Here is an 18,490-nt window from a genome sequence, read left to right on the forward strand (position 1 = left end):
GCGGATGCATTCGGTGCGAGGGGTACACCGAATGACGGCTCATCCGCGCCGCTGCAGCGACCGGGCGATGATCGTCCGCTGGATCTCTGACGCGCCTTCGTAAATGCGCGGCGCGCGGACCTCTCGATACAGATGCTCCAGCAAATGTCCCCGCCGGAGCGCTCGCGCGCCGTGCAATTGCACCGCTTGATCCACGACGTATTGCGCGGTCTCGGTCGCGAACAACTTCGCCATTGCCGCGCGACCGGCCAGGTTCTGCTCGCCCGCGTCGTAGGCCGCTGCGGCGGCGTAGACCAGCAGACGGCCCGCTTCCGTTCGCGTCGCCATCTCGGCCAGCGTGTGGGCGACCGTTTGCTGCTTCACCAACGGGCCGCCGAATGCCTCGCGTGAAGCTGTGTACTCCACGGTCGCGTCGAGTGCGGCTTGTGCCATTCCGACCGCGAAGGCGCCGACGCTCGGGCGGAACAGGTCCAAAGTCCGCATGGCTACAGCGAAACCGCGGTTTTCTTCGCCGAGCAGTTCGTCGCGATTTACCCGGACACCGTCGAAGACCACGGTGCCGATGGGGTGCGGGCTCACCAAATCCAGGTGTTCGCCGCTGAGGCCCGCGCGGTCGCCGGGGACCACGAAGGCGCTGACCCCGCGGGAACCGGCGTCGGGAGTCGTGCGGGCGAAGACCGTGTAGAAATCGGCTTCGGGCGCGTTCGAGATCCACATTTTCGTGCCGGTGAGCCGCCAGCCGTCGCCGTCGGGTTCGGCGGCGAGTTGCAGGGCTGCGGCGTCGGATCCGGCGTCTGGTTCGGTCAATGCGAAGGCGGCAACAGCGTCACCGGCGGCGACGGCGGGGAGCCAACGCTGGACCTGTTCGTCCAAACCGGACTGAAGCACCGGGTAGCTGCCCAAGCCTTGCAAGGCCAAGGCGGTCTCGGCTTCGGTGCTTTGCGTGGCGAGGGCTTCCCGCAGCAGGCACAGGTCGGTCGCGGCGGCTTGCCGGGTCGGCTGTCCACTTTCGACACCAGGGAACAGTCGGGCGAGCAATCCGTGCGAGCCCATCGCCTTGAGCAGTGGTCGGTTTACCGCGCCTTCGGCACCGGCGGCGGCCAGTTCGACAAGCTGTTCGGCGGCGATCTTTCGGACGGAAGCGGCGTAGGAGGTCTGCTCCGGAGTGAAAGCGAAGGCGTTCATCGGGCGTCCTCCGGTCGCCAGCGGGCATGGGCGGTTTGGTGGCCGCCGGTGCGGACCAGGTCGAGTCGCGGCTCCGGGCCGTCGGTGCGGCCGGTCTGCGGCGGACGTTTGCCCGCTGCCCACTGTTTCGGCCACGCCACCGGATACTCCTGCGCGGCGGCCGCGTGCAGAGTCCATTGTGGATTGAACAGGTGGGTGCGGCCGAGCGCGCACAGGTCGGCCCGTCCCGCGAGGATGAGCGAGTTCACGTCGTCGTATGAGGAAATCGCGCCGACGGCGATCACCGCGGTGCCGTAACGACGTCCGACCTCGTTGCGGATCCGGTCGGCGTAGGGCGTTTGGTAGCTGCGACCGAACTTCGGCCGTTCTTCGCTGACCACCTGGCCGGTCGAGACATCGATCGCGGCCGCGCCGTGTTCGGCGAACGCCTGCGCGATGGCCACGGCCTCGTCGGAGTCATTGCCGCCCTCGAACCAGTCCGTGGCGGAGATCCGGACGGTCAGCGGACGGTCGGCCGGCCAGACGGCGCGGACGGCGTCGAAGACTTCCAGCGGGAAGCGCAGCCGGTTTTCCGGGGAGCCGCCGTAGGAATCGGTTCGCTGGTTGGTCAGCGGCGACAGGAAGGACGACAGCAGATAGCCGTGCGCGCAGTGCAGTTCCAGCAGATCGAACCCGGCGCGCGCGGCGGCTTCCGCGGCCGAAACGAACTGGTCCCGGATCTCGCCCAGTTCGGCGACGGACAGCTCTCGCGGCGTCTGGTTGTTCGGCGAATACGGCAGCGCGGACGGCGCGCAGATCTCCCAGTTTCCTTCCGGAAGCGGGTCGTCAATGCCTTCCCACATCAGTTTCGTCGAACCCTTGCGGCCGGAATGCCCCAGCTGCAACCCGATCTTCGCCGAGGTTTCGCGGTGCACGAACTCGACGATCCGCTTCCACGCCGCTTCCTGTTCGGAGGTGTACAGCCCGGGACAGCCGGGCGTGATCCGGCCTTCGGCGGACACGCAGATCATCTCGGTCATGACCATCCCGGCCCCGCCGAGCGCCTTGCTTCCCAGGTGCACCAGGTGGAATTCGCCGGGCACGCCGTCGACCGCGGAGTACATGTCCATCGGCGACACGATGATCCGGTTCGGCAATTCCAGCGAGCCGATCCACGCCGGCTGGAACATCGGCGGCGCGACGGAAGTGCCGAGTGAATCGGCGAACCACTGATCCAGCGAGGCAGCGAATTCCCGGTCCCGCAGCTTCAGGTTGTCATAGGTGACGCGACGGCTTCGGGTAAGCAGGTTGAACGCGAACTGCGCTGGTTCCTGATGCGTGTAATGCGCCAGATTCTCGAACCACTCCAGGCTCGCCTGCGCCGCGCGCTGCGTGGACGCGACGACTGGACGTCGCTCTTCTTCGTACGCGGCAAGGGCTTCCGGAACGCTCGACTGTTCGTGCAAACACGCGGCGAGCGCGAGCGCGTCTTCCATCGCCAGCTTCGTGCCGGAACCGATCGAGAAATGCGCGGTGTGCGCGGCGTCGCCGAGCAGCACGACATTCTCGTGGACCCAGTTTTCGCAGCGGACCGTGCCGAAGGTGGCCCACTTGGAGTTGTTGGCCAGCAACTGATGTCCGTCGAAAATGTCGCCGCACAGTTCGCGGATCAGCTCGATCGACTTCTCGTCGCTCTCGCCCGGCCCGAGTCCGGTGGCGGCGATCGGGCCGAAGGCCCGCTGCCACACGTCCTCGTGCATCTCCAGGATGAACGTGCTGCCGTCCCGGCCGTACGGATAGCCGTGGACCTGCATGATGCCGTGCGGGGTTTCGAGCACGTAGAACTTGAACGCGTCGAACACGAGGTCGGTGCCGAGCCAGATGTAGCGGCACTGCCGGGTCTCGACGCTCGGCCGGAACGAATCGGCGAACGCCGTGCGCACCGCGGAATTCACGCCGTCCGCGGCGACCACGAGATCTGACGAAGCAGCCAGCTCGGCCGGATCCGGCGCGGTACTGCGGAATCGGACATCAATGCCCATTTCGCGGCATCGCTGCTGCAGGATCGCGAGCAGCCGCTTGCGGCTCATCGCGGCGAATCCGTGCCCGCCCGAAGTCGACACGGTGCCGCGGTAGTGCACGTCGATGTCGTCCCAGCGCGCGAACTCCCGGCTCATCGCCTCGTGCACGGCCGCGTCGGCGTGCTCGATGCCGCCGAGCGTCTCGTCGGAGAAGACGACGCCGAAGCCGAACGTGTCATCAGGCGCGTTGCGCTCCCAGACCGTGATCTCGTGGTCCGGGCCGAGTTGTTTCGCGAGCACGGCGAAGTAGAGGCCCGCAGGCCCGCCGCCGACTACTGAGATCCGCACGCCGTTCAGGGTATGTCGCGTGTCCTACGGTCGTCAAGAAGGCGATAGATGGGTTACGCTCCCCGGCATGGAGCGGATCAATCCCCCCGAGCTGGGCAAGCCGTCGGGGTTCTCGCACGCGGTGGCGGCGCGGGGCCGGCTGGTGTTCCTCGCCGGGCAGACCGCGCTGGACGCGGACAACCGGATCGTCGGCGAAGGCGTCGTGGCGCAGTTCGAGCGCGCACTCGGCAACCTGCTCACCGCGTTGCGCGCGGCCGGCGGCGAACCCGCGGATCTGTGCGGCCTGACCGTTTACATCGTCGACATGGACGACTACAAGGCCCACGCGCGCGAGATCGGCCGCGTGTGGAAGCGGCTGGTTGGCGCGGATTACCCGGCGATGGCGGGCATCGGCGTGAACCGGCTGTGGGACGTCGAGGCGCTGGTGGAAGTGCAGGGCTACGCGGTGGTCAACCGCTGAGCACCTGCTGCAGGTGCGTGCGCGCGGCTTCCTCGAGCCGGTCGTGCAGCGTGAAGAACACCTCCGCGGCGCGGATGCCGGACCAACCCTCGGGCAGCAATTCCGCGGGCAGGCACGGGTCGAGATACGGCATCCGCCGCCAGCCGGTGAGCACGCGCAGGTAGTCGGCGAACGCTTCGTCCGCGGGCGTCGTGCGGCGGCGCTGCCACCGCCGCAGCGCCGGTTCGTGCTCTTCGAGGAACGCCGTGTACAGCTCGTCCAACTGGTCCAGGTCCCACCACTCGCGGACCTTCTCGCGCGGATCGCCGAAGGCGAGGTGCTCGGCGCGGAACACGTCGGCGTACGCGGCGAGACCGAGGCGCTCCAGCGTGCCGACGGTGGCCCCGTACAGGTGCGCCGGCGCGATCCAGACGCCGGAAGACGCGGTGCCGAAACCAAGCCGCGACAGCTGGGTGCGCAGCACGTGCCGCTTGTGCCGTTCGGCTTCCGGCACTGAGAACACTGCGAGCAGCCAGCCGTCGGCGAGCTTCGCGCGGTCGCGGCGGAAGATTCGTTCGTCGCCTTCGCGCAGCAAATCCAAGGCGGTACCGGACAATTCGTACCCGGCGGATCCGTCCCGGCGCACGGCTTCGAGCACTCCGCGCCGTTTGAGCCGGGAAATCGACGACCGCACCGCGGGCTCGTCGACCCCTACCGCGGCGAGCAGATCGATCAGCGAGGCGACCGAAAGCCACTCGCCGCCGGTCAGATGGTGCACGCCGTAGACCGACACAATGAGGTGCCGGGGCTGGGCCGCGCGCCCGCCGTCGGCATCGGCTGCTTCCGGTACGGCCGTCACCCGGTCACCATACAGTGCCGTTCATCGCCAATCCGACTACAGCCACGGCGCGGACGGGTTCCGGCGAGCACATCGGCCGCGGACCGTCTCCGCCTCCTTCCGGTCGGATTGGGAACAGGCGAGGGGTAGCATTTCCGGCGCGATGGCGTTTGTGAGCGATGCACCTTTGGTGAGCCGGCTGACCCGCCGCGGACGGCTGATGGCGAAACGCACCTGCGACCGCCGGGGACACGCCTTCGCGTTCGGCCGGTTCCTTTTCCGCACCCCCACCGCGTGGGAGTACGCGGCGGCGGTCGCGGGCGGCAGCGATCCGGCCGCGCAACGCTGGCTCGGCTGGCTGGCCGACTCCGTGGTGGCCGAGCCGATGCGCGCCGAGGCGCTGCGGGTGGTGCCCGGCACCGGACCGGACTGGACCACGCCGGATCCGCATTCGGTGGACGTCGTCGCGATCGATCTCGCGGCGGGTCGCTGCGCCGGACTCGTGAGCGTGCACGCGGGCGAGGACGGCGGCCCGGAAACCGGCGGCTATCTCGCGCCGGAGTACCGCGGACAGGGATTCGGCCGCGACCTGTTCGCCGCCGGTCTCGTACTGGCGCACGAGCATCTCGGGCTTTCGCGGGTGCGCGCGGGCGCGGAGGTCGGCAACGTCGCGAGCGGCCGCTCGCTGGAAGCCGCCGGTTTGCGCCGGGCGCCGGGGCCGCCGCAGTACACGCTTCCGGACGGACGGGCCTGCGAGGCTTGGTGGTACCAGCACGACGCGGCCCGGCCGCGGAAATGCGCGGGGCCGCAGGCGCAGTGGCTAGTCGCCTCGTGAGCCGTACTGCTCGTACGCCCTCAACGTCTTGATCACCAGCGCCCGTTCCCCCGGACTCAACGGGGACAACGCTTCCTGCCACGCCTTCGCGCCGCGCGCGAGCCACGCGTCGACGGCCGGGCGCTTGTCCTCGTGGATGCTCACGATGGTGCGCCGCCGGTCGTCCGGGTCCTCGGTGCGTTCCAGCACGCCTTGCCGGGACAGGTCGCCGACCATCAGACTCGCTGTGGTGGGCGCGATTTCGAGCCGCCCGGCGAGTTCGTTGACCGTCATCGGGCCGTCGAACAACAGATAGGCCAGGAGCGACAGATGCCGCGGCGCGAGCGTGACGTCGTCGAGTTCCGGAGGCGGCGGCGTCCGCTTCGCGCGCCCGACGATGCGGGGCATGAGAAGCAGCAGTTCGCGGACCCCGTCGTCCAGGGTCGGGCCGGGCTCGGTGACCATGTCGCGACAGTACCTGCGCGTGTGTTGACAGCCCGATTCGCGCGATCCTAGGTTTGTTGTTACATCATCAACAGGGGAGTTCTCCGATGTCGGACTGGAACCAGGGAATCATCGACGAGTTCCGCGCGAACGCGGGCAAGGTCGGCGGCATGTTCGAGGGCAAGAACATGGTCCTGCTCACGCACACCGGTGCGAAGAGCGGCAAACAGCGGGTGACTCCGCTGGTGTACACCGCCGACGGCGACCGGATCGTCATCGTCGCGTCCAAGGGCGGTGCGGACACCAACCCGGACTGGTACCACAACCTCGTCGCGAACCCGTCCGTCACGGTCGAGGTCGGCACAGAGAAGTTCCCGGCGACGGCGAAGCTCGTGACCGACCGTGCCGAGCGCGACCGGCTGTACGCCGGGATGGTCGCGCACTCGGAGGGCTTCGCGGAGTACGAGAAGAAGACCGAGCGCGTGATCCCGGTCTTCGTTCTCGAACGCTGAGTTACTAATCTGGCCAAAAGTAGGCCGACTCCCACACGGCACGTACCGTTGCTACGAAGCTATTAGGCCGTGACTGTGGTCGGATTAGTAATGATCGGCACAGTCAGTTCAGCGGCTGTCCGTAGACGAAGCTCCGCAGCCGTCCAGTCGACATCGGGTCCAGCGGGGCGAACAGCTTGGCGTGCGCGGCCTGAACGGTCGCCGCGTCGGGCTCGATCATCGACAGCGCGCGCACGGTGTAGCGCGAATCGGCGGTGAAATCCGGCGCGGTCGAGTGTTGGTACGCGCCGCCTAGCAGGTCGATGATCAGCACGGTCGGCACGGGCGCGTCCGGGCCGGCGTGGTCGAGCACGGTGCTCAGCACGTCGTCCCGGAGCGTCGGCAGCACGCGGTTGTCGCCGAGGTACGAATGCGGGTTCGGCGGTTCCGCGGCGATCTTGCCGGAATCGGTGAACGGCATCGTGGTGAGCGTTTCCTGCAGCGGGCCGAGTGCGCGCAGCGGTGCGACGAGCTGGTCGCCATCGGTGCCGAGGTAGGCCACGCGGATGTGCGCGATGTGCTTGCCCCGCAACGGTTCCGGCACCATCGGCAGATCCGGGTAGGGCACCATCGCGACCGAGGTGCCGACGGTGTCGGGCAGGTCGGCGGTCCAGTCGCGCCAGGTGCGCAGGACGTCCGGGATCTTGGCGGTGTCGAAGTACAGTCCGCCGCCGTACAGCGTGGTCACCGGGACGAGGTCGAACTCCAGCGCGGTCACGATCCCGGCGCCGATCGGGCCGGTTGTGCGGGTGCCGTCGGACCGGACGAGCTCGGCGGAGCGGACGCGGTCCGAAGCCAGTCCGAAGTGCCGGCCGAGGAGACCGAAACCGCCGCCGAGGGTGTAGCCGACCACGCCGACGCCCGGGGAAGAACCGCTCAGCGGCGCGAGCCCGTGTTCCGCGGCGGCGGTGATGACGCTGCCCCAGGTGGTTCCGGCTTCGACGCGCGCCACGGCGCGCTCCGGGTCGACGGTCACGCCGGTCATCCGCCGCGTCGAGATCAGCACGCCCTCGGCCGGCGCGCGCAGCCCGTGTCCGGTCGCTTGCACGGAAACCGGCAGGTCGCGCTCGGCCGCGAGCCGGACCGCGGCGGCGACGTCGTCCGCGCTGGTGGCGGCGACGACCAGCTGCGGGGTGGAGCTGATGCCGGTCTGGAACCCGGCGATCTCTTCGCGGTAACCGGCCTGGTCAGGGGTGAACGTCTGCATGCCTTCAGCGTGCTAGCTCTGTAGCGATAAGTCCAAGAGATACTAGTTCCGGCAGCTATAATCACTGATTATGGAACTGCATCAGCTCGAGTACTTCGTCGCGGTCGCGGAGGAAGCCAACTTCACCCGCGCGGCGGCCCGGATGCACGTCGCTCAACCCGGGGTCAGCGCGCAGATCCGGCGGCTGGAACGCGAACTCGGGCAGCCGCTGTTCGACCGGTCCGGTCGCACAGTACGACTCACCGGGGTCGGCGAGGCCGCCCTGCCGCATGCGCGGGCCGCGCTGGCGGCGGTCGCAGCGGTGCGCGAGACGGTCGCTGAGCACGAAGGGCTGGTGCGCGGCCAGGTCGCGATGGGGATGGTGACTTCCCTCGGGCCGGTGGAGCTGCCGGAGTTCCTGGCCGAGTTCGCCGAACGCTACCCCGGCGTGGAAATCACGCTCAGCGAAGCGAATTCCGACCTGATGGTCGACGCGCTGCGCGAAGGACGGCTGGACGTCGCGGTGATCGGCCTCGCCGACGGCGTGCCCGCCGGGCTCACCACCCAGATCGTGCTCGACGAGGAGCTCGTCGCCGTCACCGCGCCGCGCGACGAGTTCGCCGACCGTGCCTCGATCACCCTGCCTGAGCTGGCCGAACGGTCGCTGATCTGCCTGCCGAAAGGCACCGGCATGCGTGGTGTGCTGGACCGCGGCTTCGCTGCGGCCGGGCTGCATTCGCGGGTGACGATCGAGGCGAGCGACCCGAACGTGCTGGCCAAACTCGCGATGCGCGGCCTCGGGGTGGCGTTGGTTCCGCGATCGCTCGCGCGCTACTACGCCGAGAAGCTGCACACCTTGCGGCTGCGACCGGAGCTGCGCGGGCAGCTGGCGCTGGCGTGGCGGTCCGACGGCCCGGTTGGGCCCGCGGCCCGTGCGCTGATCGAGTTCGCCCGGTCGGTGCTCTGACAGTTCTTGACAAGGTGTCAACGGAGGCGTTCCCCTGGACGGATGCTCCAGGACGGCATGCTCGGCGTCAGCCTGCTCGCGGGCGGCGCGAACGTGATCATGCAGCTGGGCCGGCCCGCGGTCGGCTACGGCGTGCTGGAAAGCCGCGTCGATTCCGGGAATCTCTTCAAACATCCGCTGAAACGCACGCGCACGACCGTCACCTACCTCGCGGTCGCCGTGCTGGGCACTGACGCGGACCGGGCGGCGTACCGGCGGGCGGTGAACGCGGTGCACGCCCAGGTGGTTTCGACCGAGGCCAGTCCGGCCCAGTACCGCGCTTTCGACCGGGAGCTGCAGCTGTGGGTCGCCGCCTGTCTGTGCCACGGCGTCGAGGACGTGCATCGCGCGTTTCTCGGTCGGCCCGCTCCGGAATCGTGGTACGCCGAGGCCGCCGTGCTGGGCACGACGCTGCAGGTGCGTCCGGAAGACTGGCCGGAGGACTTCGCCGCGTATTGGGCGGACGGACTGGCCCAAGTGGACATCGACGACCGGCTCCGCGAGTACCTCACCGCCATCGCGAACCTGGAATTCCTGCCGCGGCCGTTGTCGCTCCTCTTCGGACGGTTCCACCGCTTCGTCACGACCGGGTTCCTGCCGGAGGAGTTCCGCGAGCAGATGCGGCTGCCGTGGTCGGCCGCGGACCAGCGCCGGTTCGATCGGCTGACGCGCGGGATCGGCCGAATGGTCGAACGGCTTCCGTCGCGCGTGCGGCGTTTCCCCTACGACGCTTGCCTCGCGGACTTCCGGCGGCGGTCGCGGAAGGGAAAACCGCTCGTCTAAGCGGTTGACCGGGATGGTCTGGTCGGCAAGGGTTGGCGTATGGCCAAAGCGGATGAGGTGCGTGAAGGGGTTTCCCTGACCAACCTCGACCAGGAGCTGTTCGCCGACGCCGGGGCGGCGAAGCGCGACCTCGTCGACTACTTCGACGCCGTCGCGGACCGGTTGCTGCCGGTGCTGCGCGACCGTCCGCTGTCGGTGATGCGCGTGCTGCGCGGGCAGGACGCGTTCATGCAGAAGAACCTGCCGAAGTACACGCCGGAGTGGGTGCCGCGGGCGAAACTGTGGGCGGAGAGTTCGCAACGGACGGTCACCTACGGCCTGTGCAACGACCGGCGGACTCTGTTGTGGTTCGGCAATCAGCGCGCGGTCGAGCTGCATCCCGCGCTGACGCGAGTGGAGCCGGTCGGCCAGACCGATCTGATCATGGACCTCGATCCGCCCGAGGGCGCGGATTTCAGCGTCGCGGTGGCAGCGGCTCGGTTGGTGCGGCAGGCCTTGGCGGACGTCGGGCTCGCCGGTGCGTTGAAGACCAGCGGATCCAAGGGCGTGCACGTGTTCGTGCCGCTGGTTCCCGGACTGTCCTTTGAGGACGTCGCGGCGGCGACCCGGGCGGTCGGCGCGCGGGCGGAGCGGATCGATCCGCGGCTGGCGACCACGGCGTTCATCCGGGAAGACCGGCACGGCAAGGTGTTTCTCGATTCGACCCGCGCGGGCGGGGCTACGGTGGCGGCGGTCTACAGTCCGCGGATCCGGCCGGGCACGCCGGTCTCGTTCCCGGTTCGCTGGGCGGACGCGGACAACGTCAAACCGGCGGATTTCACCGTGAAGACCGCGGTGGAACTTCTGGGCAGCGCCGACCCGTGGGCGGAGGAACTGCCGGAGCCGCAGGAACTTCCGGCAGATCTCGTGGCCGAGGGGCATACGATCCCGGTCGCCCGGGTCGCGGCGATGCACGAGGGCAAACGCCGGGCCCGGGCGCGACGGGAGTCAGGGGAGAGCGAGTAGATCCTGGTGGTGCACGGTGACGTCGGTGATCTGCCGGTCCTCGGGAGCGGCTAGCGATGGGTCTTGTTCTCGTGCTGCGGCAACGAATCCGCGGTACCAGGCGTCGATGAGGTCGCGGTGCTCTGGACCGAGCCGCCACGGTGACGGTCTGGTGTGGACTGTCCAACCGTGTCGCTGAAACTCCGCCGCGGTGAAGGCGACGGCCTCCGGGCCTAGCTTTCCGTCTCGGCGCTGGTGGTCGTTGAATGCCTCGTTGAGCGCTTCGTCTGCCGCGTCCGGTGGCGCTATCTCGGCCGATCCGGTCACGGACAACGTGAACAGTGCTGGGCTTCCCGCGTCCACACAGGACTTCACTAGTCGCTGAATCTCTTCCTCGGTAAGAAGATCCAGCAGTGCGGAAGCTGTGACCAAAGAAGTGCCGCTAAGGTCCAGCCGAGTCGCGTCCGCCTGTTCCGTCTCGACGCTGATCCCCGGTGGAAGGCTGCGCGCGGCGATCTTCAGCAACCGAGGGTCCTGGTCGTGCAGAATCCACCGCTGTGGCTTCGGCAGGCGACCGCTCAACCAGCGTCCCATCGCGCCGGTGCCGCAGCCGAGGTCCCGGATCACCGCTGGACTGGCCGGGAGCAAGGCGACCAGATCGGCAGCCCGGGCCGCGGTGTCGGCTGGCTCTCTGAGTTTCAGCCATTCCGGCGCGTAACCGGAAGAGTCCACTGTGGTCACAGCGAACGCTCGTATCCGGCCGAAGCGGCGTGGGATTCGTGCAGGGTCACCGAAATCTTGGCCAGCCCGCGCGCGTTCTCGCCGAGTTCCCCGGCGTGGATCCGGTCCGCGAGCCGGTCGGCGATCACCTTGGCGAGGTATTCCGTCGAGGTGTTGATCCCGGCGAAATCGGGCTCGTCGTCGAGGTTCCGGTAGTTCAGGTCGGCGAGCACCGCACCCAGTTGCTGCGTGGCGAGCCCGATGTCGACGACGATGTTGTCCGAGTCCAATTCGGACCGCCGGAACGTCGCGTCGACCACGAACGTCGCGCCGTGCAAGCGTTGCGCCGGGCCGAAAACCTCGCCGCGGAAACTGTGGGCGACCATGATGTGATCGCGCACGGTGACACTGAACAACGCGTTCTCCTTTACGGGTAGGTGATCCGGTGAGCCAGTCCGCGCAGAGTTCCGTCAGCCAGTCGCGCCGCGACGTCCGGCAGTTCGGCGAAGGCGGATTCGCCGGTGACGAGGACGTCGAACGCCGAGTCCGCGAGCAGCCGCAACGCCAGCGCCATCCGGTCGCCGTAACCGCGCCGCGCCGCGCGGGCTGGCGAGACGGTACCGACCTGGCTGCCGCGCACAGTGAGCCGGCGCGAGTGGAAGTTCTCGCCGAGCGGCACCGACACCTGACGGTCGCCGTACCAGCTCAACTCGACGACCGTGCCCTCGTGGCCGAGCAGCTCCAGCGAACGCGCGAGCCCGGCGTCGGTCGCACTGGCGTGCACCACGAGGTCGAGGTCGCCGGTCGCGGTTTCCGGGGTGGCGTAACGGATGCCGAACGCGTCCGCGACCTCGGCGCGGTCCGGGTCGGGATCGACGAGCTGTACGTCCACGCCGGGAAAGCGGGAAAGCAGCCGCGCGACACTGCAGCCGACCATGCCCGCCCCGACCACCGCGATCCGGTCGCCGACCAGCGGCGCCGCGTCCCAGAGCGCGTTCACCGCGGTCTCGACAGTCCCGGCGAGCACCGCCCGCGCCGCGGGGACGTCGTCCGGCACCACCGTGACCGCCGACGCGGGCACGACGTACTCGGTCTGATGCGGGTAGAGGCAGAACACCGTGCGGCCGGTCAGCTCGGGCGGTCCGGAAAGGACCTCGCCGACGTTCAGGTAGCCGTACTTGACCGGCCACGGAAAGTCGCCCTCCTGATACGGCGCGCGCATGATGTCCTGCTGGCTCGCCGGCACGCCGCCGCGTAATACGAGACTTTCCGTACCGCGGCTCAACGCCGAAAATCGCGTTCGGACCAGCACTTCATCGTCCTGTGGAGCAGCCACCTCGGCCGATCGGACCTCCCCGCCCGCGGCCGAAGTGAACCAGAAAGCCTGCGCCGCCCGTGTCAAGGTTGTCCTCCGTTGCTGCCGGATCGAGGCGAAATGGCTGTCTCCACCTGTACACGAACCCCGGCCGAGCTGGGTTCAACTGTCGTCCAGCAGGCCCCCGCGCTGCTGGCGCAACTCGCGCTGCTGACCCTGCTGACCGTGACGACCGGCCTGGGCCCAGCCGGCTGGGCAGTCGGCGTGGCCTACCTCCTCGGCCTGTTGGTACTGCTCACCCAGGGCGCCTGGCGAATCCGCGTCTACCGGCTGGGCCCCGCCGACCAGGTGACCCTCGCCCGAGCGGCCCTGATCGGCATCGTGACGGCTCTGGTCGCCGACCGCCTGGGCGGGCACCCGCCGCTGGCCCTGATCGTCCCCATCGCCGCAGTCGCCCTGGCCCTGGACGCACTAGACGGCCACGTCGCCCGCCGCACCGGAACCGTCTCCGCGCTGGGCGCCCGCTTCGACATGGAAGCGGACGCGTTCCTGATCCTGGTACTGAGCGTCCTGGTCGCCACGAAGGTCGGCCCGTGGGTACTGGCAATCGGCCTGATGCGATACGCCTTCGTAGCGGCGGCGCGGCTGTGGCCGTGGCTGCGGGCATCGCTGCGCCCGAGCTGGGCCCGGAAGGCGGTAGCGGCTTTGCAAGGAATCACCCTGACAGCCGCAGCGGCCGGGTTCGTGCCGGTGATCTTGGCGGGGATCGCGGTGGCGACGTTGAGCTGGTCTTTTGGCCGGGATGTGTGGTGGTTGTACCGGACTCGGCGCGGAACACCCCGGAAGGGTTTCGCGGCCGGAAGCACGGACTAGGCACTGATGCTTGGTCAGTCCAGCGGCTGGCGATGGGGCAGCTTGGCCGCCAGGGTGGAGAAGTACCTCTTCCTGGACCAGGCCGATCGGTTGCCGATGACGTAGAGCCGCCGCTTGGCGCGGCTCACCGCGACGTTCAGCAGGTTGGGCTCGCTCGCGGCCCACCGGCGAGCACCTTCGCTCTGGGGGTCGCTGCCCAGCACCAGGATGACGATGTCGGCCTCCTTGCCCTGGGCGGTGTGCACAGTCCCCGCCACTAAACCGGGGTAGCGCTCTTTCCGGTGGACGACTTGCTGTGCGATCTCGCGGAACGGGCCGATGACCATCACCTGCGACGACGCGATCTCCAGGTCCTTCAGAGCCGCCAGGATCCGGTCCAGTTGCACGCCTTCGGCCGGTATCCAATGGCTGCCCGGGCTGTCGGCTCGCACGTCGATCCACTTGGAGTCCGGCACGAGGGGATGCGCGGAGGCGAACTTCCGGTTCCCGGAAGGGCTCGTCGCGTGGATCATGAGACCGTCGTAGGCGATCGCATTGGAAATGCCGAACATCGGCTGGTCGCAGCGTCGGTGCACGGTCAGCGGGGCACCGACCCAGATCCTGCCGTCATCCGTGCGCAGTTCGGTGCCGAGCGGGTTGAGCCGGTCGGCGACCTTCTGGACGGATGTGCGGGTGGTCAGCCATTGTTCGTCGACATCGTGACGCAGCCGGATCGCTTGATCGGCGGTGAACGGCAGAGTCGTGACCGGCTTGAGCTGAAGCGGATCGCCGACGACTACCGCGCGTCGCGCTCGCCATAGCGCTCCGACAGCGTTCTGCGGGGTCGACTGGCCCGCTTCGTCGATCAACAGCCACCCGATGCTCTCCGCGCCGAGGCCCTCGAACAGCCGCCCCACCGAGGCGAACGTGGTGGAAACAACCGGAACCACGAAAAACAAGGCTTGCCAGGCTGCGCGCAGTTTTGTCGCGTCGATGTCGCCCGGTGCGACGCCCGCGACGACATCGACCGCGGCATGCAGGCTCTTCCGCATTTGGGCAGGGACTTGGCGAAGGAACGCCTTGTGCAGCCTGAGCGCCGCGAGGAACAGTTCGGTCCGCGCGCGGTTCCGGGCCGGATCCAGCCACGGGGCGGCGAGTTCGCGCCGTTCGCGGTCGTGGTGCCAGTCGTCGTCCGGTACGTGCTTGCCCCATTGCCGTCGTGCCGTGGCGACGCGGTCGCGCAGGGCTGTGGCGAGGTGCCGGGACCTGGCTGACCGGGTGTGACACTGCTGTTGTTCCCGTTCGGCGGCGGCCAGCTCCGTCCGGGCCGCGTTGAGCGCGAACTCGGCTTGCGCCGCTGCGTCTTCAGCGGCACGAAGCTTGTCGCCGAGCTCGTCGTCTTCCTCTCGCCATTTCCGATTGCGCTTGCCGAAAGAGACCAGCCACTGGAGCAAGCCAGGTTTGAAATCGTGGTGGCGACGACGGCGGTCGTACCACTGGTCCCGGTCGTCGCGGCACAAGCGGGCAGCCTGTTCTCCGGACCGGACCGCGTCCCCGCAGGCAGCGAGCCGTGCGTCGGCGGCAGCGAGCTCTCGCAGATCATGAGCTTCTTGGGCGATCGCCGAAGGCAACCGCCGCAGATCCTCGTAAGCCTGTTGCCGTTCGGCGCGCAAATCGGCTTCGTGCCGAGCCGCTTCGAGGAAGAGAGCTCTTTCGTCAGTCCAGTCCGGGGGAGTCCCCTCTGCCTCGAACTCTTTGAGGAGGTAAAGCATCCCGAGTTCGGCCCGTTCGGCCGGGCTGAGATCCGCGGTGTCCTGGCCGGCCAAGCTGTCCGGCTTTCGATACCAGAACGCGTCGACGAAATCTCCGCGATTGCTTTTGTTGCCAAGACGTGCCGCGGTCAGCGCCCAGCCCTGTTCTGGCGAGCCCTGCCCGGCCCTCTCGGCCGCGGACTTACCTGCCTGCAACAAAGCCGACGCGAGCTGCGGGAAGTAGTCGACCTCCTGGGCCATCTCCAACCAGCATTCGTCGACGGCAGTCCGGGCAGGGATCTCGTTGGTCACGTTCTCGACGGCGCCGTTGTTGGCCGAGGCGAGCACGATCTCGAACCCCGTGAACTCGGGTTTCCAATGCTGGAGGACACGCTTGTAGTTGTCGGTGTGCCAGGTGTCGGTGATCCCGGTGAAGGCGTCGATCGGATACACCAAGGTGGACAGTGCGCGGGCTCGTTCCACGACGATCCCGGCGATCAGGTCGCGGAGCATCGTGGTCTTGCCGGTGCCGGGCGGTCCGTTCACGGCGAAGATCGGGCCGGTCTCGGCGGAACGGCGCAGCGCGGCGTTGACCGCCAGCTGCTGGCCGAGCGCGAGCGGGTGTTCCGGAGAGGACGGCCATCGCCCGGCCGGCGCTTCCGTCGGCGCGGTGCGGACGAGAACCGCGTCGAGATCATGCTGCACGTCAATGCGCCGGTCGAGGCGCAAATGCTCGTTCGGCCGCAGGTACTCGAGAAGCGCCTGACCGGTTCCGCCGCGCGCGGCGTCCGACGCGACCCGGTCCAGGTCGTTGACGATCATGCTGTTGAGGAAGTCGATGTTGGTCACGTTGTCCGCGGCGCGTTTCTTCACGACGACACTGCGGATCCGTATCTCAGTCCCGTCCAGCGTGCCGTTGTCAGCAGTGAGCGCGGCGGCGACGACGCGGCACGCGACCAGCTCGCTCAGGTTCAGCGGCGGCCGGTTCATCGGCCCGTCGATCCGCGGGCGGCGAGGAGCTGTCTCGTCGATGACATCCAGACTGAGCGTGTCCTCGAACTTGTCGCTGAACAAGCGCTTCGCGTCGGCGAAACCGGAGAGCCAATCGGGTGCCTCCGGGCCGGGACGCACTGTGCGCCCGGTTGCCCATGCGCACGAGGAGAGAACTTCGGAGCCGAGGATCGGCCGCCCGTCGTCCGTCACCGCGAATGCGGCCAGAGCGCTCTCGCCGGGCGGTCGTTCGTTGTAGCTGTCGGCATGGGTCTCGAAGACCTGCGAGAGCACATCGAATACCTGCTCAAGGGAAAAGACGCCGACGTAGACCGTATGCCGCCACTCCTGGTCCGGGCGCAAGGTCTCCTGGTGGATTTCGTGGTTCCGGTCCCACGGCAGCGGGCGGCCGGGTTGCGCTCGAAAAACCCTCCGCTGCCTGTTCGCCTTGTCCACTGACGGCGGGTTGAACATCTCGACCGTGTGCCAATACCGGACTATCCGTGCGCGGTCCGCATCGCTTTGCTCGCTCAGGGCCATCCCTCGCTTCCCTCCCCGGGAGCAACCTAGCGCAGTGCCGCGGCGCTGGATCGGGATATTCGTATCCCGGTGCGGGGAAGGCGGCGAAACTCGGAGCGGGGAATTCCTGATGGTCCGGCGGGCTGGCGACTTCCACGGGAACGTACGAGCTGGCCCTTGTGCCGATGCGGATCCAGCTCCGGAAACCGTGGTTCCCGCACTGTCGTGGCTCTTGATTCCGCAGTACCGCAAAAGGGCCAGCCGCTCGCCCCGACCGGCACCGCCTGAGCGGGACTACTGCGGGTAAAGCGGACTGGCCCCGGGATGCGGTATCGGCCCCCCCTCAGGCTGATTGCCAACCTCCCAATACCCACCATAGCGGGGACCGAATAGGCCTCCTTAACCCGTCCGTGGGTAACCCGGCCGTATTCCTTTTCGCGGTATCTGTCACCGAGTCAATAAAGGCGAGAATTGCTCTCGAGCTGCGGATCCGCCCCGGTTAGCAATCGCAAAAAGAAACCGTACACGTATCCTGTTGTGAAACTCAGCTCTTCGCGCTCAACTGCCACGAGACGCCCCACCGGTCATTGACCCAGGCGAACGGCCCGAAGCCGTAGTCGTCCAGGGGCATCAGCGTTCCGCCGCCTTCGCTGAGTGCTTCGTAGATCCGCTTGAGTTCGTCTGTCGAGTCGACGGTCACGAACAGCGAGGTCGACGGCGTGAAGTCGAAGCCGTGCTGGACGAAGCTGTCGCTGCACCGCACCCGTTGCCCGGCGACGGTGAACTCGGCCATCACGATCGTCCCCTCCGGTCCGGGGCCCTCGGCACCGTAGCGCTGTTCGGACAGCACGGAGTCGCCGGGGAACAGCGAGGTGTAGAAGGCCATCGCCTCGGCGGCGTCGCGTTTCTGGAACATCAGGAACGGCACGAGATCGGTCATCGGACTGCCCTTTCGCGGGTTGGGGTCGAGTCCGAACGTCGCATTGACAAGAAGTTTTGTCAAGGGTGCAGCACGACGCAGGCGAAGCCGAACGAGTTCCGGTAATCCCGGAGCCACTCGTCCCGGTGGGTGGCCGCGGCGGCGAGGGCTTCGGGCTGGTCGGGGTCTTCCGGGTGCTCCAGGGCCCATTCGGTGACGCTTCCGGTCCACGACCATTCGTAGGCGTCCAGTTCGCCGCGCGTGCTGGTGTGGCCGTGGGTCGGCGTCCAGCCCGCGGAAGTCACCTGGTCGAGGAGTTCGGACAGGTCGGGCAGGCCGCCGAAGATCTCGAGTGCGGCGGGGGTTGGTTCGGCTTCCCAATAGGCGTCGCCGATCAGCGCGCGGCCGCCGGGGCGGACGTGGGGTCGCAATGCGGCGAGGGTGTCCGAGAGGCCGCCGAAGGCGTGGGTTGAGCCGATGCACAGGACGGTGTCGAATTCGGCCGCGGCGGGGAATTCGGTGGCGGGCCGCTGGTGGAGGGTCAGGCGGTCGGCGACGCCTTGAGCAGCGGCGGCTTCCCGGGCGCGCGAGAGGGCGAATTCCGAGGTGTCGACCCCGACGGCGCGGAGTTTCGGGTACGCGGCGAGTGCGCGGATGAGCCATTCGGCACCGCCGCAGCCTAGGTCTAGAACAACAGCGTCCTCGTGCGGGATGCTGCGCTCGAGCAGGCGCTGGACCTCGTCGTCGCTGATCGGGGACGCGATGGGGTGCCGGGCGTGGGCGAGTGCGGAAAGTCGTTCACGGTTCACGCGCGGCAGGCTGACACGACGAATGCGGGCCGCGCAT

The 18,490-nt window shown here is 68.3% G+C and carries 18 protein-coding genes; 7 read left to right on the plus strand and 11 right to left on the minus strand.

Annotated elements, in window-relative coordinates; all coding sequences use genetic code 11:
* Positions 1-39: 39 nt before the first annotated feature.
* Complete coding sequence (locus ACZ7SW_RS38380) at positions 40-1,185, minus strand: acyl-CoA dehydrogenase family protein (protein ID WP_470235265.1); 1,146 nt, start codon at positions 1,183-1,185, stop codon at positions 40-42.
* Positions 1,182-3,533 carry a bifunctional salicylyl-CoA 5-hydroxylase/oxidoreductase gene (locus ACZ7SW_RS38385; RefSeq protein WP_470235266.1) on the minus strand — a complete coding sequence of 784 codons (2,352 nt, stop codon included), beginning with the start codon at positions 3,531-3,533 and terminating at the stop codon, positions 1,182-1,184. The genes ACZ7SW_RS38380 and ACZ7SW_RS38385 overlap by 4 nt, the downstream gene beginning before the upstream one ends.
* Before the next feature lie 67 nt (positions 3,534-3,600).
* Here ACZ7SW_RS38385 and ACZ7SW_RS38390 point away from each other — a divergent pair, with 67 nt between their 5' ends.
* Positions 3,601-3,993, plus strand: a complete 393-nt coding sequence (locus ACZ7SW_RS38390; protein WP_470235267.1) for a RidA family protein — start codon at positions 3,601-3,603, stop codon at positions 3,991-3,993.
* Here the strand turns inward: ACZ7SW_RS38390 and ACZ7SW_RS38395 are convergent.
* Entirely contained in the window at positions 3,983-4,831 is an 849-nt protein-coding gene (locus tag ACZ7SW_RS38395) for a PaaX family transcriptional regulator (RefSeq protein ID WP_470235268.1), read from the minus strand. The genes ACZ7SW_RS38390 and ACZ7SW_RS38395 overlap by 11 nt on opposite strands.
* Before the next feature lie 142 nt (positions 4,832-4,973).
* Here ACZ7SW_RS38395 and ACZ7SW_RS38400 point away from each other — a divergent pair, with 142 nt between their 5' ends.
* Entirely contained in the window at positions 4,974-5,645 is a 672-nt protein-coding gene (locus ACZ7SW_RS38400) for a GNAT family N-acetyltransferase (RefSeq protein WP_470235269.1), read from the plus strand.
* Here the strand turns inward: ACZ7SW_RS38400 and ACZ7SW_RS38405 are convergent.
* Entirely contained in the window at positions 5,631-6,089 is a 459-nt protein-coding gene (locus tag ACZ7SW_RS38405; RefSeq protein WP_470235270.1) for a MarR family winged helix-turn-helix transcriptional regulator, read from the minus strand. The two genes, ACZ7SW_RS38400 and ACZ7SW_RS38405, sit on opposite strands and share 15 nt — an antisense overlap.
* A gap of 86 nt (positions 6,090-6,175) precedes the next feature.
* Between ACZ7SW_RS38405 and ACZ7SW_RS38410 the strand changes: the two genes are divergently transcribed.
* On the plus strand, positions 6,176-6,580 hold the full coding sequence (locus ACZ7SW_RS38410; protein WP_470235271.1) for a nitroreductase family deazaflavin-dependent oxidoreductase: 405 nt from the start codon (positions 6,176-6,178) through the stop codon (positions 6,578-6,580).
* Positions 6,581-6,683: 103 nt separating this feature from the next.
* Here ACZ7SW_RS38410 and ACZ7SW_RS38415 read toward each other — a convergent pair whose 3' ends face one another.
* On the minus strand, positions 6,684-7,826 hold the full coding sequence (locus ACZ7SW_RS38415) for an FAD-binding oxidoreductase (protein ID WP_470235272.1): 1,143 nt from the start codon (positions 7,824-7,826) through the stop codon (positions 6,684-6,686).
* A gap of 70 nt (positions 7,827-7,896) precedes the next feature.
* On the opposite strand from ACZ7SW_RS38415, the gene ACZ7SW_RS38420 reads away from it, so the two are divergent.
* From ACZ7SW_RS38420 to ACZ7SW_RS38430, 3 genes are read left to right on the plus strand one after another with little or no spacing between them, the layout of a single operon-like run.
* Entirely contained in the window at positions 7,897-8,772 is an 876-nt protein-coding gene (locus ACZ7SW_RS38420) for a LysR family transcriptional regulator (RefSeq protein WP_470235273.1), read from the plus strand.
* A 42-nt stretch (positions 8,773-8,814) separates the two neighbouring features.
* Positions 8,815-9,594 carry an oxygenase MpaB family protein gene (locus tag ACZ7SW_RS38425; protein WP_470235274.1) on the plus strand — a complete coding sequence of 260 codons (780 nt, stop codon included), beginning with the start codon at positions 8,815-8,817 and terminating at the stop codon, positions 9,592-9,594.
* Positions 9,595-9,633: 39 nt separating this feature from the next.
* The gene (locus ACZ7SW_RS38430; RefSeq protein WP_470235275.1) at positions 9,634-10,599 is read left to right on the plus strand and encodes a DNA polymerase domain-containing protein; all 966 of its coding nucleotides are present in this window, start codon (positions 9,634-9,636) and stop codon (positions 10,597-10,599) included.
* Here ACZ7SW_RS38430 and ACZ7SW_RS38435 read toward each other — a convergent pair.
* The 3 genes from ACZ7SW_RS38435 to ACZ7SW_RS38445 are packed head-to-tail and all read right to left on the minus strand — an operon-like array spanning position 10,582 to position 12,700.
* Positions 10,582-11,319: a class I SAM-dependent methyltransferase gene (locus tag ACZ7SW_RS38435; protein WP_470235276.1), complete on the minus strand. Its 738-nt coding sequence runs from the start codon at positions 11,317-11,319 to the stop codon at positions 10,582-10,584. The genes ACZ7SW_RS38430 and ACZ7SW_RS38435 overlap by 18 nt on opposite strands.
* Entirely contained in the window at positions 11,316-11,714 is a 399-nt protein-coding gene (locus tag ACZ7SW_RS38440; RefSeq protein WP_470235277.1) for a 6-pyruvoyl trahydropterin synthase family protein, read from the minus strand. The genes ACZ7SW_RS38435 and ACZ7SW_RS38440 overlap by 4 nt, the downstream gene beginning before the upstream one ends.
* A gap of 11 nt (positions 11,715-11,725) precedes the next feature.
* Positions 11,726-12,700 (minus strand): zinc-dependent alcohol dehydrogenase, encoded by a 975-nt coding sequence (locus tag ACZ7SW_RS38445; RefSeq protein WP_470235278.1) that lies wholly within the window; start codon positions 12,698-12,700, stop codon positions 11,726-11,728.
* Between the two features lie 33 nt (positions 12,701-12,733).
* Here ACZ7SW_RS38445 and ACZ7SW_RS38450 point away from each other — a divergent pair, with 33 nt between their 5' ends.
* Positions 12,734-13,486 carry a CDP-alcohol phosphatidyltransferase family protein gene (locus ACZ7SW_RS38450; protein ID WP_470235279.1) on the plus strand — a complete coding sequence of 251 codons (753 nt, stop codon included), beginning with the start codon at positions 12,734-12,736 and terminating at the stop codon, positions 13,484-13,486.
* 14 nt (positions 13,487-13,500) lie between these two features.
* On the opposite strand, the gene ACZ7SW_RS38455 is transcribed toward ACZ7SW_RS38450, so the two are convergent.
* The 3 genes from ACZ7SW_RS38455 to ACZ7SW_RS38465 all read right to left on the minus strand — a co-directional run bounded on the left by ACZ7SW_RS38455 (position 13,501) and on the right by ACZ7SW_RS38465 (position 18,453).
* A complete protein-coding gene (locus tag ACZ7SW_RS38455) occupies positions 13,501-16,746 on the minus strand; it encodes a DEAD/DEAH box helicase (protein WP_470235280.1) in 3,246 nt (1,081 codons plus the stop codon).
* A gap of 523 nt (positions 16,747-17,269) precedes the next feature.
* A complete protein-coding gene (locus tag ACZ7SW_RS38460; protein ID WP_470235281.1) occupies positions 17,270-17,665 on the minus strand; it encodes a VOC family protein in 396 nt (131 codons plus the stop codon).
* Between the two features lie 59 nt (positions 17,666-17,724).
* Entirely contained in the window at positions 17,725-18,453 is a 729-nt protein-coding gene (locus tag ACZ7SW_RS38465) for an SAM-dependent methyltransferase (protein WP_470235282.1), read from the minus strand.
* Between the last annotated feature and the right edge of the window lie 37 nt (positions 18,454-18,490).

Source organism: Amycolatopsis sp. NPDC114484, from assembly GCF_055633755.1.